The organism is Orbus sasakiae (assembly GCF_039542345.1).
Classification (GTDB): domain Bacteria; phylum Pseudomonadota; class Gammaproteobacteria; order Enterobacterales; family Orbaceae; genus Orbus; species Orbus sasakiae.
Window position 1 is genome coordinate 814,538 of sequence record NZ_BAABHY010000001.1, and the last position, 26,869, is coordinate 841,406.

A 26,869-nucleotide genomic window follows, 5' to 3' on the forward strand; every position below is an offset into this window, starting at 1 on the left:
TGTTTTATCATTAAAATAAAAATGCAGGCAAAAGCCTGCATTTTTGTTATCTAGTGATAATAACTACCATTTATACGTCACCGTGCCAACCACACTACGTTCTGCACCGTAATAACACCAATAACTACAACCCGCTACATAGGTTTTATCGGTCAAATTAGTGGCATTAAGCTGTGCCGACCATGATTTGTTAAATTGATATTTAATCATCGCATCCCATAAGGTATAACTTGGAATATCATTATTAGGTAAATAAACTTTATCAACTGTTTTACCTATATAACGTAGACCTGTACCCACCGTTAATCCTTCTAAAGGACCTGCAAATTTATAGTTTACCCAAGCTGAAGCAAAGTGTTTTGGGACAAGTGAGCTTTGTGTTGTTAATGTTGCTGATTGATCGGTTTGTGCATGGGTATAAGTATAAGCCAAATCAACATTGATATTATCCGTTATATCTGCTTGCATCTGCACTTCAACACCACGGCTACGAGTTTCTAACGCTTGTGATGCTTGCCCACTACCATTTGAAACAAATGAATTTTGTGCATTAATATGGAAATAAGCGAATGTAAAGGTTGCGTCCATCCATTCTGGTTCATATTTGATACCCGCTTCCCATTGTTTTGCTTCATAAGGTCGATACACGGTTTGCGTATTTGAGTTATAACCGTAAACAGGTAAAAATGATTCAGAATAGTTAACATAAGGAGCAATATTACTATCAAAAATATACATTAAACCCGCATTGTAAACATTATGACTGTAATCTCTTTCAAAATCAGCACCGGTCCAGTAACCACTGTTTTTGATTTTGCTATGACGAACCCCTTGATTGAAAATTAACTTATTGTCATAAACTAATTGGTTTTGTAAGTATAGCCCTAATTCGTTTGCTTTTAACTTGAATGGCTGGAAATTGTTGGTTACAGTAAAACCATATTGTGGATTAAATAAATCAATGGTTGAATCGCCATAATTATTATAGTCCTGGCCACTCATATTCGTTTTTAAATAATCTAAACCAATTAATAGAGTATCACGCCAATTACCGATCGCGAATTCTTTACTTAAACGGTTGTCGATAGTATGAGTGTTATTAATGCCTTGTTGGCGGTAAGAATTGCGCGTATAAGTACGATTATTATCGGTATATGAACCGTACACACCCGCAAGATCAAGATCTTGATGAACAAATTTATAGCTCTGTGTGAAAACAATATCATTATCAAATTGGTGTCTGAATTCATAACCTAAGGACGATGTTTTACGATTTAAGTTATCAAAATCAGGTTCACCAAAGAACGTATGACGATCAATTTTACCATATTGGGTATTAATTAACGTGCCATAAGCAGGGAAAAAACCATTTTCAGGTACGCCTGTGTCTTGTTGGAAGTTCGCAAGCAATGTTAAGCTTGTTTTATCATTGATATCCCAAGTTAAACTTGGTGCAACATAATAATGTTTCAATCCTGTATAGTTTTGTTGACCCGCGTTTTCTTCGTCACGATATTCTCCAACTAGACGATATCTTACACTATTATCGTCGCTTAATATGCCACTATAATCAGCCGCAATTCCTGTTCTACCATGATTTCCCCAAAATACATTAACCTCACCCGCTGGGCTATCTTTTGGTCGTTTAGTTATCACATTTACTGTACCACCAGGTTTGGTCGAACCATATAATTCGGAGCTTGCTCCTTTTAGTATTTCAATACGTTCAAGTCCAAATGTTTCAGGAGTGGTACCAAAATAGCCATGGCTGACTTGTGGCATACCATCAACGGTATAAGATACATCCAACCCACGAATTTTAATCCAGTTACTGCGTCCATCATGTCCATACAAGCCAGTTGATACACCAGAAGTATAAGATAATGCGTCATCAATTTTTTCAGCCTTCTTATCACTAATCTGCTGCTCATCGATCGAATCAGTCGATTGCGTATCGTAAAATTTAACCGTCCCCGTCTTTGCCATTGACCCCACGACTTCGATGGTATCGGTTGTTTCAGCGAATGCAACAACTGGCAAAGCCGATAATATTGCACAAGCTAAAACGCTTTTTTTAAATATGAAATGCGTTGAGCAACTCATAGTGTTCTCCTTTGTGGTGATGAACTAAGTTCATGTAGTTGACCATCGGTCATCTCAATAATGCGATCAGCATGTTGAAAATATTTATCGTCATGACTGATGGCAAAAATGGTATAACCTTGATTTTTTAAAATAGGTAATAGGTTCTCGTAAAAAACTTTTCGGAAATTAGGATCTTGGTCGGCAGCCCATTCATCTAAAATTAAAATTGATTTTTGTTCTAATGCGGCAACTAACAGCGCTAATCGTTTACGCTGACCCTGCGATAATTGCGTTGTATTTAATTGGTGCCCATTAACCGTAACTTTGGTATTTAGCTGAAGGTGTGACAACCATTGCGTAATAAGTGTCGTATCGGCTTTAGTACCATCGCCACCCATTAAATGTGTAAACAAATAAAAATCAGTAAAAACAGACGAAAATAGCTGCTGATAAGACGCTATATTGCGCTCTGAAATAATTGACTCATCTAATGTGAGATAACCGGTTGTTGGTAAATAAAGACCTGACAATAGATAGGACAATGTGGATTTACCACTGCCGTTTTTACCAACCACAAAAACAACTTCACCACGATGCAATGTAAAATCGATCGGTTTTAGTGAAAAGAGATTATTATCATAGTGATAACTAGCTTGATGAAATTGTATGGTTTGCCAGTTTTCGGTATTAAGCGCATTTGTATTGTAATCGGTCAGGGGACTGAGCTGGAGTGCTTCAATTGCTTTAAATGCCACATGCGCTTGCATCATAGTTGGAAATGCACCCACCGCAGTAATCAGCGGTCCACGGATAAAAAGAAGTGCTAAAGCAATTGTTGTTGCATCTTGGAAAGAAGCCCATTGATGATATACCGATAAATAAAAAATGATCCCAACAGCCATCAGCATCATGACATTGGTAAAATTACCCGCAAAGGCATGATAGGTATCTGCAAAAAGAGAATGGTTGCGGACATTTTGATTCGCTTGAATAAAATCCTGATAAAGTTGATGCTTACGATGTTGATTGAGCGAAAGTTCTTTAAAGCCTTCTAATGATGATTCATAATGTGCATGAATATCATCATTTTGTTGACGGACAGACTTTAAATGGTGATAAACCCGTTTAACTGACCAGTTTCCACCAACAATGGTTGCAATAAGCCAAATGGCAATAATCAAAAATAAGCTGACAGATAAATATGCCATATAACCACAAATAAGTACGACAAATAAACCACCCTGAACCAATTCAGGTAAACGAACAAATGCAAATGAAATATGCTGGATATCATTGGTCAAACTGGCAATAATTTTTGATTTGTCGATCCGTTTTACCCACTCAAATCGACTGTTTAAGATCTGTTTTAACAGATGAGTACGTAAGTTAAAAACAATCTTATGTCCTAAGAGTGAAATCACAATTTGTGCCAGCGTCGTTAGAATTAAATATAATAAAATCAAACCCGTAAAAATAATGAGTGTGAAGTTAATCGATTCAGCATTTGTTAACAAATATTCATTTATAAATTTCATAATCACAATGCCCATTACACTTGATAATATTGTCAAACAGATAACAATAATTAGTAATTTAGATTGTGTTTTAAATAGTGGGTAGAAGGTTGACATAATCGTTAAGGGCGCCTCATTAGATAGAAAAAGCAAGAACCACCAATAAGGGCAGCCATGATTCCAGTTGGAATCTCATAAGGGAAAAGAATATTACGACCTAACCAATCAGCACTGACCATTAATATACTACCGATCAGCGAAGACATGAGTAACTGGCTTTTGACAAAATGATAACCGATCATGCGAGTAATCAATGGTGCCAGTAGACCAATAAAACTCAATGGTCCAATTTGTAATGTGGCAAGCGTAATTAAAATGGTTGAGACGACAATTAATATAAAACGTACTGTATTACTGTTCATACCTAATGCATTAGTGATATTATCGGGCAGTTGCAATAGGCTTATCGCACGCGAGAATATCAATAATAATAGCAAAATGAATAACGCCACCATAAGCATGACAATACCACTGACTAGACCACTGCTGTAGGTTGAACCCGATAACCAAATTAATAAGAATTGGATTCTTGGATCACCGTTAACTAAAAATAATTGAATGAGTGCGGTGAGTAACGCCGCTATGGCAATACCCGTTAAAATGACTTTTTCTGGCTGAAATTTGTTTTTAATGTTGATGGCAATAATAAACAAAAAGGTCAGCAGTGCACCGATTAAGCCAGGTAACCAAAGCGGTATGACTTGGTATCCGAACACCATAACCGTTACAATAATTGCAATAGCTGCCCCTGAACTGATGCCTAATAAATCTGGGCTGGCAAGCGGATTGTGTGTCATACGTTGCAGTAAAACACCACAGATGCTCAACATGATCCCCGCTGCAATAGCCGTAATGATTCTTGGCAATTTAATGACTAGAAGAGTATTATCCCAGCCGGTCCACATAAATCCGTACGGAGTATTACTAATAGCTAAACTAAACCACACCAATATGAGGCCAATTATTATCGCTAATATGCAGTAAGCTTTTGATTGCATAGCCGTTAATGTAGAGTGATGGGTATATGAATTATTCTTTGATAAATTAATGCTGGTTGGTAATGCTTTAAAAATGAGATAGAGCAGTAGTGGTGCACCGATAAATGCGCTGACTGTCCCAACGGGCAAATAAAAGGTACTATAAAACTGTATAATAGCCAAGAGACAATCGGTCAGTAGTAAAATTAATCCAGCAGTCAAATATGAAAAAACCATTTTTTGCCATGTTTTGGTTAATTGAATTTGATTAATCATGGTTGCGGCAGCGAGTCCGATAAAGCCAATCATTCCCACTAAACTCAGTGTTGTCGCACACAAATAGGCTACCAATAAAATACACACACCACGGACCACTACGATAGGCACACCTAAGCTTTTGGCTTGTGTATCACCTAACTGCATAACATGTAGAGAACGCAATAACAAACACAAGATTCCTATGGCAACAAAAGTAGCAATCAGTATTTGTATAATATCTTGCCAGCTGTCTTGAATTAACGAGCCAGCTTGCCAAGCAAAAATATTTTTTGAGGCTTCAGGATGGAATATGACTAATGCGGTTGCTAATGCACCCAAATAAAGATTTAAAACTAATCCAGACAAGAGCATTCTAACGGGTAAAAACTGATTACGATAAGACATCATAAATACTATTAGCAAACTGGCTAAACCGCCAAAAAGAGCGATCATTGCACCACTCACCCAGAGCAGTAACGATGGCATAAATAAATTAGCACAAAGTAGTGCAATGTAAGCGCCACTACTCACCGCTAATGTAGAGTCTGAAGCTAAGGGATTATGTGTTACTTGTTGTAAAATTGTTGTACTGATGCCTAATGCACCGCCAACAAGTATCGCCATAAAAAAGCGAGGTAACCAGTTATCAACAACGATCAAATACTTTAATGTACTAACTTGAGCTAAATCAACTTGCAAAAGCGGTTGCGCAATAACATGTAAAATTATCCAACCAATGGCGATAAGAGACAGCAATAACAGCAGTAAATTGATTAAGATGATTTTTTTTAATGCTGACATAGTATCACCACCCATTTGCGGTTTGCATTGTTAATGCATCGGTTAAGGAATGACTAAAACGTTGCATTGAGGGTAATGCACCAAATCCCCATGTGGCAGGTAAAATGTAATAATGGTGTTCCTGACTAAAAGGCAGTGTTTGCCACAATACATTCTTTTCTAATAACTGATGTACATTAGCAGGATAAGGTTTAACAATAATAAGGCGGGTATTTTGAGGTAATGTGGCTAAATCAATTAAACTGATTTGGCTAAAGCCCCATGCATTTGTAGGGTGTTGCCAAGCATTATTTAAATTCAGTTTAGCCAATACCACGCCATATAAACTGTTTGCGCCATAGATACGTAATTGGCGAGAGTCAATAAATTGCACTACCACATAAGGATGTTGCGGTATTGCATTTAAACGTTGGATATTATCTGAAAATTGCTGTTCTGTCTGGCGAATGAGTGTTTGGGCTTGAGCTGTTTTATCGACTAGCTGTGCAAGTTTTTCAGTTGTTTGTACTGTATGTAACCAACTGATACCATCGTTGGTATAAAAATCGATTGCCGCTAAATCAATCGGGATAAGTTTTTCAGGAATCAGATTTTGTGACCAAGTTGAATTAATCAAAAGAGTGGGTTTTAAATTAGCAATGACTTCTAGATTGGGTTGTGAACGTAAACCTAAGTCGACAACATCATTGTTTAATATTGGCTCACTTACCCAAGTCGCATATTCCTTTTTATCGCCGACACCGACTAAAGGTGCTTGTAAGACTCGTAATGTTTCGGCAATCGTCCAGTCAGTGGTGATGATTCGTTGTGGTTTATCGGATTGCACGTGAGCAGTTTGATAATCGGGTAAACACATAACCCATAAAAGGCAACTGACTATAATAAAGCAAATTAAGGCGATTTTAAGCTTCATGCTAAAGCAACCTTATGACCCCGACTAGGGTGAGTAATCACATCAAAATGAATACCATAGATTTGCTGTAAAATCGTTGGTGTCATCATCTGTTCTGTCGCTAAATCATAAATCAACTGACCGTGTTTAAAGGCTAATAAATGATCGCAAAACTCACTGGCTAAGTTAATATCGTGTAACACGATAATGGTCGTAATGTCATAGTCTTTGGCTAGCTGGTTGAGTAATTTCATGACTTCAATTTGATAATTAATATCTAATGCTGACAACGGTTCATCAAGTAAAAGATATTGACTTTGTTGCGCTAAACACATTGATAACCATACGCGTTGGCGTTCACCGCCTGAGAGCGAACTTAAATAGCGATCTTTAAGATGCGCTGTATGCGTTTGCGCTAATGCCTGATTAATAATGGTAGAATCATCATCGGTATAGCGGCCAATCACCCCATGCCATGCAAATCGACCGAGTTTAACCAGTTCTTTAACGGGTAAATTGATGTCAGTAGGTAGATATTGCGGTAAATAACTTAATTTTCTGGCTAATTGTTTATGTGAATAGTCAGTAAGATTTTTTTGATTTAGTGTAATGGAACCTGATGTTGCGATAATTTGTTTCGCTAAGAGTTTGGTAAACGTCGATTTACCCGAACCATTATGACCGACAATACCATAGACTAAGCCTGGTTGAAATTGGGTAGAAACGTGATTAAGAATAAGCGTTTCTTGAATGTGATATTCAATGTTTTGAGCAATAAGCATACAAAATTTAATCACCCATTTAATAATGATTATCATTACTAATAATATTTAAGGGCTGGCATATTAAACGTTGGCGGCAATAAAGTCTAATGAAATACAGTAAAATAAGTTTAAATATTGTGTCTGTTTTTATACATTTTTATGTAAATTAAGTTGTTTGACATGGATCATAAAACGATGAAAAACAAATTCATTATCATGGAGAAAGGCATTTATTTGATTTTTATTTAAAGTCGGTCTGTTTTAAATCATAATTGGTGGCGTGTTGATGAATTGACGATGGCTTAAATGGAAATAATGGATGATTTCGGTCGTCTAAAACGTTATTTTTAGTTATACTATGGTTCTCGCTTATATAAATAAGTCATGTGTTATAGGGTAAATTAATGACGCTTTTGCGACTAAAGCCGAATAACCGATAAAATAATTATCATCACATTCAATACGTATGATTGTATCAAACCTAACAAAATCAAAAAAATAAGAATCGATATGTCAATAGCTGAGAAGGCCAATGAAGTTCTTCATAATACTTTTGGGTATAAATCATTTAGACATCAGCAGCTGCAAATCATTGAGTCGGTTGTGCGTGGTGAAGATAATTTAGTTATTATTCCAACGGGTGGCGGTAAATCGTTGTGCTATCAAATTCCAGCATTATTACTAGCAGGTACAACGATTGTTATATCACCACTGATTGCTTTAATGAAAGACCAGGTTGATCAATTATTAGCTTATGGTATAAAGGCAGCCTGTTTAACTGGGGCACAGTCTCCAGAAGAGCAGCAATCGGTAATGAAGCAGTATACGCAAGGTAATATTAAATTACTTTACATTGCCCCTGAACGATTAGCCACTTCGGCATTTTCATCATTAATCCGTGCCATTCCCCCGTCTTTGATTGCGATTGATGAAGCTCACTGCATTTCACAATGGGGCCACGATTTTAGACCGGAATATTTACAAATAGGTCAGTTAAAAGCTAAATTTCCGAATATTCCTATTATCGCGCTGACAGCCACCGCTGATGAAATGACCCGTAAAGACATTATTGAACGTCTAAATCTGAATCAGCCAAACATACGAATTAGCAGTTTTGATCGGCCCAACATTCGTTACACGGTTGTTGAGCGTTTTAATCCTTTGGAACAGATTTCTTCATTCCTTGAAAATCAAAAAGGCAATAGCGGCATAATTTATTGTTCAAGCCGGGCAAAAGTTGATGATATGGCATCACGCTTAGCCAATCGAGGTTACAGTGTCGTTGCTTATCATGCTGGATTAACCCCTGATGCACGGGCTTACGCACAAGAACGTTTTTTGAAAGACGATGTGCCAATCATGATTGCAACGGTCGCTTTTGGTATGGGAATCAATAAACCTAATGTGCGTTTTGTTATTCATGCCAATGTACCAAGAACCATTGAGGCGTATTATCAAGAAACTGGACGAGCGGGGCGAGATGGCTTACCGGCGGAAGCACTGTTACTTTATAATTCAAAGGATTTTAATTGGTATAAAAAATTGCTTGATGAAAAAGAAGAGGGGGTTCATAAATCCATTGAGTCACATAAACTCAATGAAATGGTGGCTTTTACTCAAGCCCAAACTTGTCGAAGAATTGTATTACTCAATTATTTTGGTGAACATCGTATTGAAAAATGTAATAACTGTGATGTGTGTTTATATCCGTTAGAACACTACGATGGTTTAGTTGATGCACAAAAAATTTTATCTTGTGTCTATCGCGTAGAACAACGGTATGGTGCGCAATATATTGTCGATGTCTTGCGCGGCTCTAATCGTGCGTCAATTAAGGAAAATGGTCATCATGCTTTATCTGTCTATGGGATTGGTAAGGATCAAACATCAGACTATTGGATTAGTGTTATCCGACAATTGATTCATTTGGGTTACTTAAAACAAAATTTAACCGCATTTTCAACACTTTATTTAAGTGAGGACGCACGTAACGTGCTACGGGGTAATGTTACATTATCGTTGGTTAAGCCTCGTCTTGAATTGGTTAAAAAGAGTCGTCAAAACCGGTATGCAAGGGCAATTAATCAAACCACGATTTTATCTTATGAAGAACGTATATTATTTAATAATCTTAAACGATTAAGAAAAGAGATTGCCGAAATGGAAGATGTTGCACCGTATATCATTTTTAGTGATGAGTCACTATTAGAAATGGTACAAACTTTACCGGAAAATCGAAAAGAGCTATTAGGTATCACAGGGGTCGGCAAAATAAAACTTGAAAAATATGGTGAGTTGTTTCTTGACGAGATCGAAAGTTTCATTACCAATCATTAGACCTGTTATAAATTAATCGTAAATCGAACATGGATTAGCTGTTCAATATTGAAATCATCACGATTAAGCACCTTTATGCGAATAATCCGTCGTTGATATTTGACGAAAGACTATAAATAAGCCAAAATGACCGCATTATTTTTCGTTAAATTTAGTGAAGCAAAATAAGGACTTTAATTATGTTAAAAGAACAAATGGTAGTAAAAAATAGTACTGGTCTCCATGCTCGTCCAGTAACAACCTTAGTTAAATTAGCAGGTCGTTATAAAAGTACTATTGAACTTGTCTATAATGACAAAACGATTAAAATGAAAAGCATGATGGCATTATTAGGCGCTGGTGTAAAAGGTGGCTCAACAGTTGAAATCATTTGTGATGGTGAAGACGAGCAAGCTGCAATGGATGAAATTCGTGAATTATTTGCAACTGGTTTTGGCGAATAATCCGTAATAAGATCATGAATCAGAATCAAACAACTGAGGTTGTTTGATTCTTAAACCAGTTCAATCACGTCAATATTTAAATGATGTAACACTTCCCTTAAAATCAACAGGCTGGCTGTAAATTGTAACGAATCTGGCAATGGATCATGTTGTCTAGGTGAGCCAGCAATAATATCTGCCACGCGATTAAATAGCCGTTCAATTTGCTCAGTACTGAGTGATTTTTCATTGTTAAAATAATTTGCAATTTTTTTTATCTCGCCATTATCTGTCTGCAATATAGCGGTTTTTTGCCATAGTGTCATCACTTGTTCTATTGCTGTTTCAATGGTAATAATGGCCATTTCAGTCTGATAAGCGTTAGGAAAATGATGCTTAAAATCATGTTCAATCACCGAATCATAACCAACATTAAGTCGTAATTGGCTATGATCGGCGAAAGTAAATATTGTTGATTGTGGGTTAATTTCAAAAAAAGCTTTTTTCATTTTTATCCCGATAAAGGGCAATCATGCCCTAAGTTTACTTTTTAATTAATCGCATAATACTGAAACGTCCATCGCCAATTAATGCTAAGGCAAACGCAGCTAATGCCATAAATGCAGGGTATTCCCAACCGCCACCAGGATTACTAAATGACCATCCATTTGGTGAGTGAATATATGCGATAACGATCATTTGTATCACGGTTAGCCCTGAAATAACACGACCAAATGCACCGAATAATAAAAGTATAGCACCACCGATTTCAAACAAAATTGTCAAATATCCCATAAATCCTGGAAAACCGATTGATGCAAAATACGCAGCAGTACCCGCTGGGGTAAATACCAATAATTTCGTAAATCCATGTGCTAAAAACATAGCCCCTAACGCAATACGTAATGCTAAAGCGGCCAAATCGATATTGTATTGTTTCATTTTTTAATCCTTAATTATGATTAGTTATTTCCATTAAACGTGATATCAGTATCAGTAACAATCAATGCATTTCGCGGGTCAACAACGTCCACCAATCCATTAGTTGGATTTGCGATAGATGACTGTTACCGACTTACATTGTCACGTTTAACGCTCATTGGTTGAGTTTAATATTGTCCAAAAACATAGTTATTCATGGCTAAAGCTTGATAAGTAATACCCCCTTCAAGTTCAGTCACTTTTTCATCTTTATCACTTGCCGCTAATGCAATAATTAACGGAAGGAAATGGTCATCAGTTGGATGAGCCTGTTTTGCATAAGGTGCTAATTTGCGATAATGCTGCATGGCATTTAAGTCATGTGCTTTAACCACACTTTCCACCCATCTTACAAACGGTTTTATATAACTGGCTTCTTGTTCATCGTTATAGCCAACATCATACAGGTTATGTGTCATGCTGCCTGATGCAATGATTAAGATGCCTTGATTACGTAACGTTTTCAAATGCTGGCCAAATTCTATAGCTTGTTTAGCATCCATTGGCCAAGCTATAGATAATTGAATGACAGGAACATTAACCTTTGGAAATAAATATTCCAATGGTATCCAAGCGCCGTGATCAAGTCCGCGGTGGTCGTCCAGACCAACTTTAATCCCATCATGCTCTAATTCTTTTTTAATCAATTGTGCCACTTCAGGCGAGCCTTTTGCTGGATACTCTATTTGATAAAGTTCACGTGGAAATCCACCAAAATCGTGTATAGTTTCAAGCTGCTCACCAGAGGTTAGCATCGGCATATCACGCGTGATCCAGTGCGCCGAAATGACCAAAATTGCTTTAATATCTAGTTTATCTAATTGTTGACCAAGTTGTGTTAATAAGGGTCCTGTTTTTCCTGGTTCGACAGCAAGCATAGGAGAACCATGAGTAATAAATAACACCGGTAATTTTGATTGCATAATTCGCTCCTTATTCATCATGAAGTGGGTTGCAAATATACCCCGTCTTCATATAATTTATGGAATCATTATAATTACTTACAATATTGGGATAAATAGGCTAAAATGCGATTAATTGTCCCTATAAGTGGAATAATAAATGGATAAGTCAAACAAATTATTAGAGATGAGTGTCTTTGTGACTATCGTTGATGAAGGGAGCTTTATTGCGGCTGCGAATAAACTCAATTTGTCAAAACAAGCAGTATCACGCTATTTAAATGCACTTGAAAATCGGTTGCAAGTGAGATTATTACAGCGAACAACACGGACTATTTCATTGACGTTTGAAGGACAAAATTTTTACTTACAAGCAAAAACGATTCTAAACTCAGTTGAAGAGGCGGAATCTATTATTCAATCCAAGCAAATTGATCCCATTGGTTTATTACGCATCAATGTACCCGTTAGTTATGGTATTTCTGATTTAGCCAAGTTATGGCAAAAGTTTATTGATAAATATCCGCATATTGAGTTAGATATTACGTTGTCAGATCGGGTCGTTGACCTCCTTGAAGAAGGGTATGATTTAGCCATACGCATTGGGCATCTTGAAAACTCATCGCTAATTGCACGTAAGTTGACTTCAACGCGTATTATCGCTGCGGCATCGCCCAACTATTTGAAAAAATATGGTACCCCAACTCACCCTCATGAGTTACAACAACATAAGATTATTTTATATAGCCATTGGGCAAAAGAAGAGAATTGGGATTTTTGGCAAGATAAATCTTTATATCCGGTACAGCTAAAAGCAAATGTCTATTGTAATAATGGTGATACGTGTCGGGTAATGATGCTAAATGATGGCGGTATTTCGTTACAACCTGACTTTATTATTGGTGATGACCTTAAACACGGTCGATTAGTCGAGGTTTTACCCGATTACAAAGTCGAAGATTATAATATTTATGCGGTCTATCCTAGTCGAAAATTGTTACCGCTGCGTACACGATGTTTAATCGACTTTTTAGTTGAAGCGCTAAGTTAAGCATTTTTACACTATATTTATAGGTTATGATAAAAAAATAACGAAAATTGAAGCCGATTTTATAGAACTCTAAGATTGTCACGTCAAAAGTAGCTTTTAGCTGCTGAAAAGACTAAACTAATAGCCTTTATTATCTTTATTGTTTTAATTGATATAAAACATTTAAGGCTATTATTGATTATGTCACAGTCGAAAGCACTTACCCTCGGGATCATTGCCTATTTGATCTGGGGTCTATCGCCGATCTATTTCAAAAGTATTCAAAGCTTACCTGCAAGTGAAATTATTTTTCACCGTATTATTTGGTCTGCTTTTTTCTGTGCAATATTTATCTTTTTTTATAAAGAACACAAATGGTGGAAGCCGCTACTTAATCAACCAAAATATATTCTCATTTTATTTTGTACAGGTTTAACGTTGTCTGCTAATTGGTTGCTGTATGTTTGGGCTATCAATAATCACTATATGCTTGAGGCCAGTTTAGGGTATTACATTAATCCTTTATTATCCGTGCTACTTGGTACATTGGTTCTTAAAGAACATATGCGTAAGTTACAATGGTTTGCTGTTGCTTTAGCTTTTATTGGTGTATTGATTCAAATACTATTAATCGGCCAGTTACCTTGGATTTCGTTATTATTGGCTTTTTCATTTGCCGCTTATGGCTTGATACGAAAAATCGTTCCGATTAAAGTATTACCTGGCATGGCGATCGAAACATGGACCTTAGTACCTGTGGCGCTATTCTGGTTGTGGTTTAGCCCCAATTCACTGACGCTAACCGAGTCATTTTGGACCGGCAACATGGTCTGGCTATGTATGCTTGCCGGGCCATTAACCTTAGTACCATTAATTTTATTTAATTTATCGGCAAAACATTTACCTTATTCGACAATTGGGTTTTTACAATATGTCTCACCCACTTTAGTCTTTTTATTGGCGATATTTTACTTCAATGAAAACTTTAGTTTAGTCAAACTTGCGACATTTGGGTTTATTTGGCTTGCTTTGTGCATTTTTAGTTTAGATACGTATTTAACCAGAAAGGGCGGCAAATTTATTGCTCGATAACCGTTATGAAAACAACTTCTTTTTTTCGCTTACCCATTATCAGTTTTATTGTGTCATTTTGTTTATTATTTTCATTATTGATACTCAAACTCGATAATGTAACAGAACAAACCTCAATGATGAATTATCATTACTCACCAGATTTCGTAAGAATCCTTGGTAGTAGTTTATATACGTTGTTAATGACCGCTATCTGTCTGCATCAGATAAAGATTTATATTATGAATCTGCGTAATGTCACTTTCGTTATCATGATGGTCATTTTATCTCTATTGCTGACTTATTGGTTAGATAGCAATATGACGATGTTACTGGCCAACGTCATCGATCTGTCATTGCAAACGGGTTACCAAATATTTTTCTTTTGGTATCCTATTTTCAGTCGTATTTTAGCTATGATAGTGACATATAGTGTTATATTCATGCTCTGTTATTTTGTTAAACACTATCTAAAATGGGCGGATGAATCAAACAATATCAATTTAGCGACTGAAGCCAAACAAAGAATTCAATTAAGTTATTTGGTGCTGTTTTATGTGGCAATAAACTTTATTTTTCAACGTTATTTATATGTTGCTGTGTATCTCTATTTTGGGGGGAATAACTTAACGGAATACCATCATTTTTCGTTTTATTTAGCAACGATTACCACAGCAGTCCTATTAATCATGTTTATTAAACAACATACCAATGCGTTTAATCAACTGTGCGCAAAATCAGCTATTAAAACCGCAGTATGGATTTTATTAAGCCAATTATTTGTATCAATTATCATTTCGATTATGACTATTTATGCAATCCAATGGTATTTCGTTTCAACCCTGCCAACAGGTGATATAGAACGTTATAACCACTATATTAGTTTACTTTATTTGATGGCTAATAGTATTTTTATTGTTTCAATCATAACCTGTTTGGTCAGCTATCTAGCAGGGCGCTTTTTTATCAAACGTGAGTTACTTCGTGGTTGAGCATAAAGTTGGGAATGGCGTAGAACGAATAGAGATTTTAATCAGTCGCAAAAAGATGGTGATTGCGATTATATTATCATTGGTTTTTGTCTTGATCGGTCTATTTTTATTGTTGCATCACCGTCAATTTGCACCGAGCGGATATATTTTATTGGTTGCTATTTTGGCCATCGTTTTTTTTGGCGCATGTGCGGTAATTGGGATAATTCGATTATTTATAAAACGTCATAATCGCATTGGTTTAACCATTGCTGAGCAGGGGATCATTGACCACCTTAGCTTTGGATTTATTGGTTGGTCTGACATGATTGCTATTAATATTATGTCGACCTCAACGACACAGTTTATTTGCATTCATGTTCATAATCCAAGCCACTATTTGCAGCATAAAAATGCTGTGCAACGTTATCTATTAACGAAAAGTGAGCAAATGTATGGAACACCAATTACGATAGCGGCAAGCTCATCATTAAAATATGATATGAAACAATTGCAAAAATTACTCGAAAATGGATTACGGCACTATCGTGAAACAGTTTGACATCATTATCATTGGTGCTGGCGTGAGTGGCCTATTTACGGCGATGGGGCTGGCAAATCAAAATAAAAAAGTATTGATTATCGATGCGGGTAAATCATTAGCGGCCCGCTTAAGTCGCCTTGGAGGTGATATTGCAGGTAATCAATCATCTGATCGCTATATGGGATTTGGCGGATTAGGCTTGTCTGAGGGTAAGTACAATTACACTAACGACTTTGGTGGTGATCTGGCGAGTAAAATAGGTCCATCTGAAAGCCTGTATTATCAGCATAAGGTTGATCAGTTATTGTGTTCATATGGTGCGACTGCTCGTGCTATGTATCGCACTGATGATATTGATTTAATGAAACGCGCGAAGCAATTTGGATTTAATATTCTGTCAACGCAAACTCGCCATTTAGGCACATCATTATCGGTCAATATATTTAGTCAGTTTGCTAAGTACTTGAGTGCAAAAATGTCGTTTTATTTTGATACCACCGTCGATAGCATAACGCCGTATCAACAGCAATTAAAACTCACGTTAAATAATAATTGTTCAGTGTTAGCCAACAAGGTGATTGTCGCCGTTGGTCGGGGGGGAATGGCTTGGTTTGATCCAATCGCAAAGCAACTAAAACTCGATTATCAACAGACGCGTTTAGATTTGGGTTTTCGCATTGAAATGCATGGGCAGCAATTAGCGCCATTACTCAAAAATACCTTTGAAACAAAGTTGGATTATTCAACCAATGATTACCGCGCCACAACCTATTGTATGAATCCAAAAGGGCGAGTGATTGCAAAACATCAAGATGGCCTAGTCATGGCTGATGGTCAAAATGCACATGAAGTTGGTCAAAGTCATAATTTAAACTTTACGTTGTTTATACCAAAATGGTTTACAACGCGTGATGCCGCTGATAACTATCTTTATGAAACCATTTCAACGATTAATCAGCATCAATCAAACATTGCAGTGCAAAGATTAGCCGATATCGATTCGCATTTTCAATATTGCCAACAAACGATAGAACCCACACTCACATCAGCAAATTATTCAGATTTAGCGGTCGTGACACCAAATGAGTATTTATACTATACTTGCGATTTTCTTAAGGCATTAGAAAAGCTATTAGGGGAACCCATTGATGGAAATACCTTATTATATGCGTTAGATAGTAAACTTTACGCACCAGTAATTAAAACAGATCACCGTTTTTTAACACAAGTGAATAACCTTTATATTATTGGTGATTGCTCCGGTGTGACAAGTTCATTATCGCAGGCGGCGGCAAGTGGTTTATATGTTGCAGACCAATTATGCCATCGCTAACCTTTCATTATTACATTTGTAATGCAAAACACGCGTAAATCGAACACTGAAAATTGAAATCCCTATGGCGAAAAGGGATAATGTGACTATTTATTAAACAGCTAAGTAAAGTAAGTGATAATATTATTTTTATCATTCATAAATTTTGTTATAGTGGCGAACAATTGATAATGAGAATAAGTCTCTTTTACAAATTAGGGGTGTTACTATGTCTATTAAAGCTGTTGCTAGCGCATTTTCTTTAGTTTTAGCACTTGCCGTTACTGGGTGTGACAATAATAATAAAGATGCTGCATCGAATAATGCATCATCAACAAAAACAATGACCATCGAGCATCAACAAGGTATTACGGTCATTCCTGTCGATCCACAAAAAGTGGTGGTGTTTAATACTGCGACGCTTGATACTATGGATGCGCTAGGTATTAAAATCACTGCCGTGCCACAAACGAGTGTTCATCTACCTGCATTTCTATCAAAATATGAAAGCAGTGATTATATAAATGCTGGCGGATTATTTGAACCAAATTATGAAGCATTAAGTAACTTAAAACCCGATTTAATTATTGCTGGTGGTCGTGCAAATGATGCTTATGATAAATTAAGTGAAATTGCACCTACTATTTCTTTAGCGGTTGATAACAAAGATTTTGTTAATAGCTTGTCACAACGTACAGAACAACTTGGTGAGATTTTTAATAAAGAAGCACTTGCAAAACAGCTCATTAGTGAATTTAAACAAAAAATTGCGACAGTTAAAGATAAAGCCGCTAATCATGGTACTGCAATGGTCATTATGATCAATGGCGGTAAAATGTCAGCTTATGGTCCAGGTTCTCGTTTTGGTTTCATCTATGATGAGCTTGGCTTTAAACCTGCTACTTCATTTGCCGAAAGCGGTAAACATGGTAATGTCGTGAATGCTGAGTTATTACTCAGCGTCAATCCAGATTGGTTGTTTGTTTTAGATCGTGATAGTGCAATTGGAAATAACGAAGCGCAATCAGCAAAACAAGTACTGGATAATTCATTAATGCATAAAACGAAAGTTTGGCAGAATAATCAGATCGTTTATTTAGATTCTTCAGCAATGTACATTGCAGGTGGATTACAAACTTATAATCAGTTATTAGATCAAATTAATCAGGTCCTAGACCAAAAATAGTCGGATGAAATCTTCTTACCTGATCATTGGTGTTCTTCTCGTAATAGGCTTGTCAGTGACAAGCCTGTTTACTGGTGTGAGTCACATTTCATTATCATCGCTGTGGTCTGATCCCGACATGCGTGATATTTTTCTGATAAGCCGTGTACCAAGAACCATTGCCTTATTATTAGCAGGCAGTGCTATGAGCGTTGCAGGCTTAATTATGCAGTTGTTAACACAAAACCGTTTTGTTGAACCGACGCTCGCTGGGACAACTCAATCAGCAAGTTTAGGGCTATTAGTGGTACTTGTGTTAGCACCTTCAGCTTCCATTTTTGTCAAAATGATTGTAGCAAGTTTGTTTGCTATGGCTGGCACCATTTTGTTTATGCTTATCCTGCGTAAAATTGTTCTAAAGTCAGCCTTAATCGTACCGCTGGTAGGCATTATGCTCGGTAGTGTGATTAGTGCAATCACCATTTTCGGCGCAATGTATTATGACTTATTGCAGTCGCTTGGTGCTTGGGTAAATGGCGGCGATTTTTCTGGTATTATACAAGGTCGTTATGAATTATTATGGTTAGTTGGTCTGCTGACGTTACTTGCCTGTTGGGTAGCAGATAGCTTTACGGTTGCTGGAATGGGGCGAGAGTTTGCGATCAATGTGGGACTAAACTATCGTAAAGTTATGCTGATAGGTCTTTCGGTTATTGCTGTCGTCAGTGGCATTATTATTGTTGTTGTTGGGGCATTACCATTTTTAGGATTAATTGTGCCAAATTTAGTCAGCCTAATAATGGGTGATAATATTCGTAAAACGATTCCTTGGGTTTGTTTATCCGGTGGTGGTCTCGTTTTATTATGTGATATTATTGGTCGAATTATTCGCTATCCATTTGAGATCCCAGCTAGCACTATTTTAGGGGTTATTGGGGCTGTTATTTTTCTCTTTTTACTTATTAATCAATCTCGTCATGCAAAGCGTTAAACGTTATTTAAGTCCAGCAAATTGGCATCTTTCACCAATGCAACGAATTGGTGTAATGTTGGTTCTCGCATTGGTCGTTATGGCAATTTTCATGACGATTAATCTTGGTAACAATTTACACTATATTTTAGTACGTCGTGGTTATATTCTATTCACGATGATTATCGTCGGATTTGCGGCAAGCATCTCAACGGTATTATTTCAAAGCGTGACCAATAATCGGATTTTGACCCCATCTTTAATGGGGTTTGAAGCATTATTTATTTTAATTCAAACGCTCATTGTCTTTTTTTATAATGGCACGTCATCTTATTGGGTGTTTAGTATTATCAAATTTATGGGTGAATCGTGTCTATTAGTGGCCTTTTCTGTGTTGCTATACCGTTGGCTATTTTCATCGGTACATTTTAATATTAATCTCGTATTGATGATTGGGATTGTGCTAGGGACACTGTTTCGTAGTGCTTCTACCTTGTTACAACGTTTACTTGATCCTAATGAATTTTCTGTATTGCAAAGTCGCATGTTCGCCACATTTACCCGTGCAACACCTGAACTTATCTGGTTTTCTGCCTTTGTGGTTTTCTTCTTTGGTTTTATCTTATGGCGTAAACGTTACGTATTTGACGTATTAGCTTTAGGCCGAGCACATGCAATCAATCTTGGGCTTGATTATCAACGTATGGTCACCACAACGTTATTGCTAGTCTCTATTCTAGTAGCAGTATCGACAGCGTTGGTTGGCCCGTTAACATTTTTAGGTTTGATGGTGGCTAATTTAGCTTATTTATTAGCGGGTAGTCATCAACACCGCTATATTTTACCCACCGCATTTTTATTATCTGTTATTGCATTAATTGGTGGGCAGCTCATACTCGAATACGGACTCAATATGGCAGGTTCATTATCAGTGGTGCTTGAGTTTATCGGTGGTATTTTCTTCATCTATTTAGTATTAAAAAGGTTTTAATGTGATAACAATTGATAAAATCGTAAAGCGTTATGATGATACGGTTATTTTGGATAATATTACGACAATCATCCCGAAAGGTGGCATTACTTCGATCATCGGGCCGAATGGCGCAGGCAAATCGACATTATTATCGATTATTGGCCGTTTGCTGTTTGCAGACTCAGGGACGGTCAGTGTCTGTGGATTAGATGTCGTGACGACCAAAAGTGCTAAACTCGCAAAATGTTTATCAATTCTACGTCAAGAAAACCAGTTTAATAGTCGATTAACGGTTGAAGAATTAGTGGGTTTTGGACGGTATCCATATACAAAAGGGCGATTGACGCTGCAAGATAAAGATAAAATTACCGAATCATTATCGTTTTTGAATCTTACTGACTTACGTCATCGTTTTTTAGATGAACTTTCTGGTGGGCAACGCCAACGCGCTTACGTCGCAATGGTTTTATGTCAAGATACTGAATACGTATTACTTGATGAGCCATTAAATAACTTAGATATGAAACATGCCGTTGCAATGATGAAACAGCTAAGGCAAGCCGCTGATCAACTGGGTAAAACTATTATTTTAGTTATTCATGATATTAATTTTGCCTCCGCTTATTCCGATCATATTATGGCAATGAAGAATGGGGCTTTATGTTATCAAGGGACACCACTGGAGATTATGCGAGCCGACATTTTAGAAGATATTTTTGATACACCATTAACCATTCATGAAGTTGAGAATCAACTTATTGCAATGTATTACCGCTAATTAATTTTCTCTTCTAATTTTTTCTTTTGCCGCTGTTATGCGGCTTATTTATTATCCCCATGTTTTTATTATGGTTTATTTTTTTAATTTGCTTTTATAGCGCCATAATATGCTGATTAATCCAATCCATTTTTCCTATTAAATAGATAAATAAAACCGCTTATTACAAATGTAAATCTTATTGATAATCATTTTCATTATCAATAAGATCATAATCCCTTTATTTCGCTATGTTAGGAGAGATGATGCATGGCAGCTAATATCAAAACTCAATCAAATTTATTGTCTTATCTATGTTCATGTGCGCTATTAAGTCTGACACCATTTGTAAGTTACGCAAATGATGATGAAAAAGATGTTATTGTCGTCACCGCTGTTTCAGCAGAAGATATGCTTAAACAGCAATTAGGCGCATCAATCATTACCAGTCAAGATATTGAAAATAATCCACCAGTTAATGATTTATCCGATATTATTCGCAAACAGCCTGGTGTTAATTTAACGGGGAACTCTTCATCTGGTGCTCGTGGTAATAATCGTCAAATTGATATACGAGGAATGGGACCTGAAAATACATTAATTTTAATTGATGGCAAGCCTGTTACATCTCGAAATTCAGTTCGCTATGGTTGGTCAGGAGAACGTGATACACGAGGAGATTCCAACTGGGTTCCAGTTGAACAAGTTGAACGTATTGAAATATTACGTGGACCATCAGCAGCACGCTATGGTTCGGGTGCTGCTGGTGGTGTTGTAAATATCATTACCAAAAAACCGACTAATAGTTGGAACGGCTCTGTTTCACTTTATACGGCTATTGCTCAACACAGTAAATATGGTGATACTAAACGTGTAAACCTTAATTTAAGTGGCCCTTTGATTCAAGATACCTTAAGTTTCCGGCTCTATGGAAACTTAAATAAAACAGATTCTGATGAATATGGTATTAATAATTCCGATAGTGTCGCTGGACGTGAAGGGGTTAGAAATAAAGATCTCAATGGTTCATTTATTTGGACAATTGCAGACAATCAATATCTTACTTTTGATGCCGGGTACAGTCGTCAGGGGAATATCTATACAGGCGATACACAAAATAGTACAACGCCTGTCGATAATACGATTCCAAATCTGGCCAAATCTGGCTCTGAAACCAACCGAATGTACCGACAAAATTACTCATTAAGTTACGACAGTTATTGGGATTTTGGTGAAGCAAAATTAACTTTCCAATATGATAAAACCAATAATACAAGGCTTAAGGAAGGACTGACAGGTCGTGTTGAAGGGGCAATATCGAGTGATTTGGAGTTTACAACGAGCCGTTTAAAAAATTACTACTTAAATGGTGAAACAATCATCCCAATTGAAAAAGGCTTGAATCAATCATTAACGTTTGGTTTTGAATGGGCTAAACAGGAATTGGATGATCCAGCATCTGCTTCACAAGCGGATGCATTAGATCTGATTTCTAAAACAGATAGTCGTGCTAAAACGGAAGCTCACACAACAAGTCTCTATTTGGAAGACAATATTGAACCGGTTTACGGTACCAATATTATACCAGGATTACGATTTGATTATCATAGTGAATTTGGTGCAAACTTTAGCCCAAGTTTAAATTTTTCACAACAATTAGGTCAATATTTTAAACTAAAGGCAGGTATTGCCAGAGCATTTAAAGCGCCGAATTTATACCAATCGAATAATGGCTATCTATTACTTTCAAGAGGCAACGGTTGCCCATTAACAGCTGAGACAGGATCATGCTATTTGGTCGGTAATGATGATCTAGATCCTGAAATTAGTGTGAATAAAGAAATGGGTATTGAGTATAAATATGAAGCATGGCAAGCCAGTTTGACTTATTTTAGGAATGATTATAAAAATAAAATCATTGCAGGACAAACGATACTTGATGAGATCACTGTTGGTACCACTAAATATAATGTTACACAATGGGAAAACTCAGGTAAGGCTGTGATCCAAGGACTTGAAGGGAATGTAAGAATGCCGATTCATGATAACCTTGCTTGGTCTACAAATATGACCTATATGATTGAATCGAAAGATAAAGCTACAGGAAATCCATTGTCGATTATTCCTAAGTTTACGATTAATTCAACGTTAGATTGGAAAATCAATGATGATTTAAGTGCATTCATCAATTGGACCCAATATGGTCGACAAAAACCAAAGCAATATTCAACAAGACGTGGTGAAACAATTAATGATCTTGAAGTGGGTTCCTACGCACAGTTTGCAATTGGTGCAAATTACCAAATAATGAAAAATTGGCGTATTAATGGCGGTATTGCAAATTTATTGGATAAACAAATATATCGTGAAGCAAAAGGTGCAAGTACCTATAATGAACCTGGTCGATTTTATTACTTAACGACGACTGTCTCATTCTAACATTCTCCATCTGTTAATAGGTAAAACCACTCAAATTTAAGGAGTGGTTTTTTATTTGCATAAAAATGACGATTAAAGCACCAATAGCTATCGTTTGATGACTAAGCATTAAAAAAATAATAACTGGCTGTGACGTTTTTACACTATCGTATTGATTGATCTAATTTATTGTATTTTTTAAATAAAATGAGCAATATAAAACAGATTTAGTTACCTAGATCAATACTATTCTACCATTTTAGAGGACGACGCCATGAAAAAAACGATATTAATTATGTTCAGTTTATTTTCCATCTATTCATATGCAAATGATAGTGTCACTTTAGTAAAGTCAAATAATGGTATTTCAGATAATGAGATTGGTTATTGGAGCTTATGGACAGATAAAGAAGGGATATCTCACCAATCACTTTGTAAAATTGATAGTCTCACTTTTCAACAATTTAGTGTTGCTGGAGCACCTGAACTCGTCTCTAATGATGATATGAAAACCTCTCGGTATGTATTTAATATTATGCCTAAAGGTTGGACTGGGACTTGGCATAAAAGTCCAAAAGCACAATGGGTTATCCCGATTGAAGGTAAATGGTATATCGAGTCAATGGATAATACTCGTCGAGAATTTGGTCCAGGAGAGCTTTCTTTTGGTTACGATATTATAGCACAGACAAAAGACGGTAAAGTTGGACATTTATCGGGAGCCGTTGGTGACAAACCCGCCAAAGTATTAGTTATTCAGGTCGATTCTTTGCCAAAAAATATTACTGATGAAAGGTGTATGGCGGGTGGTACTTTTGTTAAATAAACATATATTTTAAAGGAAATATTATGACAGCAAATCAATTCCCTTATGCAGGCAAAAGCTTTGTGATAAAAATGAATAACGGTTTAGAAGTTAAAAATAGTTATTTAAAAGATGGCAAACAGCTTGAAGTTGAATTTCTGAGTGGCGATTTACTTGGAACCAAGATGGTTGTCACATTTACTTGGAAAGCTTTACCGAGTGATAACTATCTCATTTCTTGGCAAGAGAGTGATAAATCAACGGTTGTACATTGTGATAATTTTATACAAAAGAAATCACTGGCTTATTACACAACAATGAAAGGTGACTTTTTTGTGATGGAAGGTGTTATAAAATAAGGCCTATTCGTCTTGAAAAAGATGATAGGTGAATCCCTATCATCATAAAACCAAATATGCTAAATAACTTTAAACTAGATTCCGCCGATAAATCCACCACTTTGATGTTTCCACAATTGTGCATAGAGTCCATTTTTTTCAAGCAGCTGATGATGCGTCCCTTGCTCGATAATTTGACCTTTGTCCAACACAATTAATCGATCCATTGCAGCAATCGTCGAGAGGCGATGTGCGATAGCAATAACCGTTTTACCTTCCATGAGTTTGTATAGACTGTCTTGAATTGCCAGCTCAACTTCTGAATCCAAAGCACTGGTTGCTTCATCTAACAATAAAATAGGCGCATTTTTTATCATTACTCTGGCAATGGCAATTCGTTGTCGTTGACCACCTGACAGTTTAATTCCCCGTTCACCAACATACGCATTGTAGCCAGTGCGTCCTTTAGCATCTTTTAACGATAAAATAAATGGTTCTGCCTCTGCCTGTTTGGCTGCGTCAATCATCTCTTGTTCCGTTGCAGAAGGTCTGCCATAGAGTAAGTTTTCACGTACAGAACGATGTAGTAATGATGTATCTTGGGTCACCATACCGATTTGTGAACGTAAACTTTCTTGTGTTACATTGGCAATATTTTGTCCATCAATCTCAATTTGGCCATCTTTAAGATCATAGATACGTAATAATAAATTAATTAATGTCGATTTACCGGCTCCTGAACGACCGACTAAACCAATTTTTTCACCTGATCTAATGGCCAAGTCAAGATGATTTATGATTGGGTCGTTATCACGATTATCATAGTGAAAATAGACGTCTTTAAAAGCGATATTGCCATGTGTGACAATAAGTTCTGTCGCATTAGGTTTATCTTGAACAGTTTGCCTTGCTGAAAAAGTATTGATGCCATCTTGTACAATACCGATATTTTCAAATAGGGCAGTCATCTCCCACATAATCCAATGTGAAATGCCATTTAATCGCAATGCCATAGCGGTCGATGCGGCAATCGCACCAATTCCCACTAACGAATCGGTCCATAACCATAATGCAATGCCAGCTGTACTCAAAATCAAACCAATATTGAGTATGTGATTAATAATTTCGAAGCTGCTTACTAACCGCATCTGTTTATTGACGGTATTTAGGAACCCATTCATGGACTCTTTCGCATAACTGGCTTCATTGCCTGCATGGGAAAACAGTTTAACTGTCATAATATTGGTATAAGCATCGGTAATTCGACCTGTCATAAGTGAACGGGCATCCGCTTGTTGACTAGCAACTTTACCTAATTTAGGGACAAAATAAATCAAAGCACAAATATAGCATAATAACCAAGCACTAAATGGCAGTAAAAACCAGAGATCAAAACCGGTCAAAACCACTGACATGGTCACAAAATAGATCATTGCAAAGACTAAAATATCTGCAATCAAAAAGCAGGTATCACGCACAGCCAAAGATGTTTGCATTACTTTCGCAGAAACCCGACCGGCAAACTCATCTTGGAAAAATCGCATACTTTGATTGAGTACTAAACGATGCAGATTCCAGCGGATACGCATCGGGAAGTTACCGGCGAGCACTTGATGTTTTATGACCGTTTGCACTGCGACTAATAAGGTACTAGCAAGAATGACCGCCGACAATATTAATAGGGTTTTACCTTCTTTGCTCCATAATTCATGTGGTGCAACAACAGCTAACCAATCAATCATTTTACCCATTACCGCAAACAGAAAAGCCTCAAAGGCCCCCGTTGCGGCAGTAAAGATAATTAATAATACAATAAATATACGAGTCCCTTTAGTCGCCTGCCATAAAAATGATATTAGGCTTTTTTGCGCAATTTGTGGTGGTGTATCTGGATAGGGATTAATTAACTTTTCAAAAAATTTATACATTAAGATTTCCAAATTAGACGACTTAATTATCATATAGCGATCATACACGATAATTTCAAGCATGAATTGACCTTTTGGGTGATTAATCTTATGCAAATAGATTTATATTGAGAATGTGAAGGTATTGGATAAAATAAAAGGGCTGTTCGGCCCTTTTATTCAGTAGGTTATAAAGCAAAACGAAACAGTTAAAAATAATGCGTCATATCGAATTCAACCCGCTCACCATCAGGCCCTGAGATCAAGAAGAAATGAACTTCACACGTTTCTCTTTTTTGATAGACCGGGCCTTCATTAATCGGGTAACCCAGCTCAGTAATTGTTTGTAATGCTTTTTCAATGTCACTGACTTCCAATGCGATATGCTCAATACCACTGAATACTTGATGACTGTGAACTGTGGTTGGTAGCTGATACAGTTCTATTGTTAACGCTGGTGAAGTCAAAAATTGAACACTAACCTCACCATGTTCAAGTGGTTTTGTAAACGATTCATTCAGTTTAAAACCTAATGATTGATAAAACTGGGACGATTTATTGATATCGCTAACTTGTAACCCTAAATGGGCAACGCCTGTAATTAAATTTTGCATT

Annotated in this window: 24 protein-coding genes; 14 read left to right on the forward strand and 10 right to left on the reverse strand. The window is 36.6% G+C overall.

The features are described 5' to 3' along the window. Positions 1 to 63 precede the first annotated feature (63 nt). Genes ABEA36_RS03550 through ABEA36_RS03570 form a run of 5 tightly spaced genes read right to left on the reverse strand, consistent with a single transcriptional unit; the run spans position 64 to position 7,369 of the window. Positions 64 to 2,103 (reverse strand): TonB-dependent siderophore receptor, encoded by a 2,040-nt coding sequence (locus ABEA36_RS03550; protein ID WP_345488874.1) that lies wholly within the window; start codon positions 2,101 to 2,103, stop codon positions 64 to 66. Further along, entirely contained in the window at positions 2,100 to 3,716 is a 1,617-nt protein-coding gene (locus tag ABEA36_RS03555) for a multidrug ABC transporter permease/ATP-binding protein (RefSeq protein WP_345488876.1), read from the reverse strand. Before ABEA36_RS03555 ends, ABEA36_RS03550 begins: the two co-directional genes overlap by 4 nt. Before the next feature lie 5 nt (positions 3,717 to 3,721). After that, positions 3,722 to 5,695, reverse strand: coding sequence for a Fe(3+)-hydroxamate ABC transporter permease FhuB (gene fhuB, locus ABEA36_RS03560; protein WP_345488878.1), 1,974 nt, complete (start codon positions 5,693 to 5,695; stop codon positions 3,722 to 3,724). A gap of 4 nt (positions 5,696 to 5,699) precedes the next feature. Further along, positions 5,700 to 6,608 carry an iron-siderophore ABC transporter substrate-binding protein gene (locus ABEA36_RS03565; RefSeq protein ID WP_345488880.1) on the reverse strand — a complete coding sequence of 303 codons (909 nt, stop codon included), beginning with the start codon at positions 6,606 to 6,608 and terminating at the stop codon, positions 5,700 to 5,702. Next, positions 6,605 to 7,369 (reverse strand): ABC transporter ATP-binding protein, encoded by a 765-nt coding sequence (locus ABEA36_RS03570; RefSeq protein WP_345488882.1) that lies wholly within the window; start codon positions 7,367 to 7,369, stop codon positions 6,605 to 6,607. The genes ABEA36_RS03565 and ABEA36_RS03570 overlap by 4 nt, the downstream gene beginning before the upstream one ends. Positions 7,370 to 7,861: 492 nt before the next feature. Here ABEA36_RS03570 and recQ point away from each other — a divergent pair, with 492 nt between their 5' ends. Together recQ and ABEA36_RS03580 are read left to right on the forward strand one after the other, a co-directional pair. After that, a complete protein-coding gene (gene recQ / locus ABEA36_RS03575; protein ID WP_345488884.1) occupies positions 7,862 to 9,688 on the forward strand; it encodes a DNA helicase RecQ in 1,827 nt (608 codons plus the stop codon). A 179-nt stretch (positions 9,689 to 9,867) separates the two neighbouring features. Further along, complete coding sequence (locus ABEA36_RS03580) at positions 9,868 to 10,131, forward strand: HPr family phosphocarrier protein (RefSeq protein WP_345488886.1); 264 nt, start codon at positions 9,868 to 9,870, stop codon at positions 10,129 to 10,131. Between the two features lie 50 nt (positions 10,132 to 10,181). On the opposite strand, the gene ABEA36_RS03585 is transcribed toward ABEA36_RS03580, so the two are convergent. From ABEA36_RS03585 to ABEA36_RS03595, 3 genes are all read right to left on the reverse strand, one after another. Next, positions 10,182 to 10,619, reverse strand: coding sequence for a hypothetical protein (locus tag ABEA36_RS03585; protein ID WP_345488888.1), 438 nt, complete (start codon positions 10,617 to 10,619; stop codon positions 10,182 to 10,184). A 34-nt stretch (positions 10,620 to 10,653) separates the two neighbouring features. After that, on the reverse strand, positions 10,654 to 11,052 hold the full coding sequence (locus ABEA36_RS03590; protein WP_345488890.1) for a DoxX family protein: 399 nt from the start codon (positions 11,050 to 11,052) through the stop codon (positions 10,654 to 10,656). 167 nt (positions 11,053 to 11,219) lie between these two features. Continuing rightward, complete coding sequence (locus tag ABEA36_RS03595) at positions 11,220 to 12,014, reverse strand: dioxygenase family protein (protein WP_345488892.1); 795 nt, start codon at positions 12,012 to 12,014, stop codon at positions 11,220 to 11,222. A 139-nt stretch (positions 12,015 to 12,153) separates the two neighbouring features. Between ABEA36_RS03595 and ABEA36_RS03600 the strand changes: the two genes are divergently transcribed. The 12 genes from ABEA36_RS03600 to ABEA36_RS03655 all read left to right on the forward strand — a co-directional run bounded on the left by ABEA36_RS03600 (position 12,154) and on the right by ABEA36_RS03655 (position 24,368). Further along, positions 12,154 to 13,044: a LysR family transcriptional regulator gene (locus ABEA36_RS03600; RefSeq protein ID WP_345488894.1), complete on the forward strand. Its 891-nt coding sequence runs from the start codon at positions 12,154 to 12,156 to the stop codon at positions 13,042 to 13,044. Positions 13,045 to 13,224: 180 nt separating this feature from the next. Further along, positions 13,225 to 14,115, forward strand: a complete 891-nt coding sequence (gene rarD, locus ABEA36_RS03605) for an EamA family transporter RarD (RefSeq protein WP_345488896.1) — start codon at positions 13,225 to 13,227, stop codon at positions 14,113 to 14,115. A 5-nt stretch (positions 14,116 to 14,120) separates the two neighbouring features. Further along, positions 14,121 to 15,086, forward strand: a complete 966-nt coding sequence (locus ABEA36_RS03610) for a hypothetical protein (protein ID WP_345488898.1) — start codon at positions 14,121 to 14,123, stop codon at positions 15,084 to 15,086. Continuing rightward, the gene (locus ABEA36_RS03615; protein ID WP_345488900.1) at positions 15,079 to 15,627 is read left to right on the forward strand and encodes an STM3941 family protein; all 549 of its coding nucleotides are present in this window, start codon (positions 15,079 to 15,081) and stop codon (positions 15,625 to 15,627) included. The genes ABEA36_RS03610 and ABEA36_RS03615 overlap by 8 nt, the downstream gene beginning before the upstream one ends. After that, positions 15,614 to 16,942: an FAD-dependent oxidoreductase gene (locus ABEA36_RS03620; protein WP_345488902.1), complete on the forward strand. Its 1,329-nt coding sequence runs from the start codon at positions 15,614 to 15,616 to the stop codon at positions 16,940 to 16,942. The genes ABEA36_RS03615 and ABEA36_RS03620 overlap by 14 nt, the downstream gene beginning before the upstream one ends. Positions 16,943 to 17,150: 208 nt before the next feature. Continuing rightward, positions 17,151 to 18,107 carry a siderophore ABC transporter substrate-binding protein gene (locus ABEA36_RS03625; protein ID WP_345488904.1) on the forward strand — a complete coding sequence of 319 codons (957 nt, stop codon included), beginning with the start codon at positions 17,151 to 17,153 and terminating at the stop codon, positions 18,105 to 18,107. 4 nt (positions 18,108 to 18,111) lie between these two features. Then, positions 18,112 to 19,077, forward strand: coding sequence for an ABC transporter permease (locus tag ABEA36_RS03630; protein WP_345488906.1), 966 nt, complete (start codon positions 18,112 to 18,114; stop codon positions 19,075 to 19,077). Beyond that, positions 19,064 to 20,047: an iron chelate uptake ABC transporter family permease subunit gene (locus tag ABEA36_RS03635; protein ID WP_345488908.1), complete on the forward strand. Its 984-nt coding sequence runs from the start codon at positions 19,064 to 19,066 to the stop codon at positions 20,045 to 20,047. Before ABEA36_RS03630 ends, ABEA36_RS03635 begins: the two co-directional genes overlap by 14 nt. Before the next feature lies 1 nt (position 20,048). Then, on the forward strand, positions 20,049 to 20,807 hold the full coding sequence (locus ABEA36_RS03640) for an iron ABC transporter ATP-binding protein (RefSeq protein ID WP_345488910.1): 759 nt from the start codon (positions 20,049 to 20,051) through the stop codon (positions 20,805 to 20,807). Positions 20,808 to 21,056: 249 nt separating this feature from the next. Then, entirely contained in the window at positions 21,057 to 23,225 is a 2,169-nt protein-coding gene (locus ABEA36_RS03645) for a FepA family TonB-dependent siderophore receptor (protein WP_345488912.1), read from the forward strand. A gap of 253 nt (positions 23,226 to 23,478) precedes the next feature. Then, the gene (locus tag ABEA36_RS03650) at positions 23,479 to 24,030 is read left to right on the forward strand and encodes a cupin domain-containing protein (protein WP_345488914.1); all 552 of its coding nucleotides are present in this window, start codon (positions 23,479 to 23,481) and stop codon (positions 24,028 to 24,030) included. 23 nt (positions 24,031 to 24,053) lie between these two features. Continuing rightward, positions 24,054 to 24,368 (forward strand): MoaF-related domain-containing protein, encoded by a 315-nt coding sequence (locus ABEA36_RS03655; RefSeq protein WP_345488916.1) that lies wholly within the window; start codon positions 24,054 to 24,056, stop codon positions 24,366 to 24,368. A 74-nt stretch (positions 24,369 to 24,442) separates the two neighbouring features. Here the strand turns inward: ABEA36_RS03655 and ABEA36_RS03660 are convergent, their stop codons facing one another. Together ABEA36_RS03660 and ABEA36_RS03665 are read right to left on the reverse strand one after the other, a co-directional pair. Further along, complete coding sequence (locus ABEA36_RS03660; protein ID WP_345488918.1) at positions 24,443 to 26,275, reverse strand: ABC transporter ATP-binding protein; 1,833 nt, start codon at positions 26,273 to 26,275, stop codon at positions 24,443 to 24,445. A 188-nt stretch (positions 26,276 to 26,463) separates the two neighbouring features. Beyond that, positions 26,464 to 26,868, reverse strand: coding sequence for a VOC family protein (locus ABEA36_RS03665; protein WP_345488920.1), 405 nt, complete (start codon positions 26,866 to 26,868; stop codon positions 26,464 to 26,466). Position 26,869 lies beyond the last annotated feature (1 nt).

Excerpts from the sequence above, each read along its gene's own strand:
- ABEA36_RS03550 (WP_345488874.1), bottom strand. The coding sequence starts at position 2,103 with ATGAGTTGCTCAACGCATTTCATATTTAAAAAAAGCGTTTTAGCTTGT.
- ABEA36_RS03555 (WP_345488876.1), bottom strand. The coding sequence starts at position 3,716 with ATGTCAACCTTCTACCCACTATTTAAAACACAATCTAAATTACTAATT.
- fhuB (WP_345488878.1), bottom strand. The coding sequence starts at position 5,695 with ATGTCAGCATTAAAAAAAATCATCTTAATCAATTTACTGCTGTTATTG.
- ABEA36_RS03565 (WP_345488880.1), bottom strand. The coding sequence starts at position 6,608 with ATGAAGCTTAAAATCGCCTTAATTTGCTTTATTATAGTCAGTTGCCTT.
- ABEA36_RS03570 (WP_345488882.1), bottom strand. The coding sequence starts at position 7,369 with ATGCTTATTGCTCAAAACATTGAATATCACATTCAAGAAACGCTTATT.
- recQ (WP_345488884.1), top strand. The coding sequence starts at position 7,862 with ATGTCAATAGCTGAGAAGGCCAATGAAGTTCTTCATAATACTTTTGGG.
- ABEA36_RS03580 (WP_345488886.1), top strand. The coding sequence starts at position 9,868 with ATGTTAAAAGAACAAATGGTAGTAAAAAATAGTACTGGTCTCCATGCT.
- ABEA36_RS03585 (WP_345488888.1), bottom strand. The coding sequence starts at position 10,619 with ATGAAAAAAGCTTTTTTTGAAATTAACCCACAATCAACAATATTTACT.
- ABEA36_RS03590 (WP_345488890.1), bottom strand. The coding sequence starts at position 11,052 with ATGAAACAATACAATATCGATTTGGCCGCTTTAGCATTACGTATTGCG.
- ABEA36_RS03595 (WP_345488892.1), bottom strand. The coding sequence starts at position 12,014 with ATGCAATCAAAATTACCGGTGTTATTTATTACTCATGGTTCTCCTATG.
- ABEA36_RS03600 (WP_345488894.1), top strand. The coding sequence starts at position 12,154 with ATGGATAAGTCAAACAAATTATTAGAGATGAGTGTCTTTGTGACTATC.
- rarD (WP_345488896.1), top strand. The coding sequence starts at position 13,225 with ATGTCACAGTCGAAAGCACTTACCCTCGGGATCATTGCCTATTTGATC.
- ABEA36_RS03610 (WP_345488898.1), top strand. The coding sequence starts at position 14,121 with ATGAAAACAACTTCTTTTTTTCGCTTACCCATTATCAGTTTTATTGTG.
- ABEA36_RS03625 (WP_345488904.1), top strand. The coding sequence starts at position 17,151 with ATGTCTATTAAAGCTGTTGCTAGCGCATTTTCTTTAGTTTTAGCACTT.
- ABEA36_RS03630 (WP_345488906.1), top strand. The coding sequence starts at position 18,112 with ATGAAATCTTCTTACCTGATCATTGGTGTTCTTCTCGTAATAGGCTTG.
- ABEA36_RS03635 (WP_345488908.1), top strand. The coding sequence starts at position 19,064 with ATGCAAAGCGTTAAACGTTATTTAAGTCCAGCAAATTGGCATCTTTCA.
- ABEA36_RS03645 (WP_345488912.1), top strand. The coding sequence starts at position 21,057 with ATGGCAGCTAATATCAAAACTCAATCAAATTTATTGTCTTATCTATGT.
- ABEA36_RS03650 (WP_345488914.1), top strand. The coding sequence starts at position 23,479 with ATGAAAAAAACGATATTAATTATGTTCAGTTTATTTTCCATCTATTCA.
- ABEA36_RS03655 (WP_345488916.1), top strand. The coding sequence starts at position 24,054 with ATGACAGCAAATCAATTCCCTTATGCAGGCAAAAGCTTTGTGATAAAA.
- ABEA36_RS03660 (WP_345488918.1), bottom strand. The coding sequence starts at position 26,275 with ATGTATAAATTTTTTGAAAAGTTAATTAATCCCTATCCAGATACACCA.
- ABEA36_RS03665 (WP_345488920.1), bottom strand. The coding sequence starts at position 26,868 with ATGCAAAATTTAATTACAGGCGTTGCCCATTTAGGGTTACAAGTTAGC.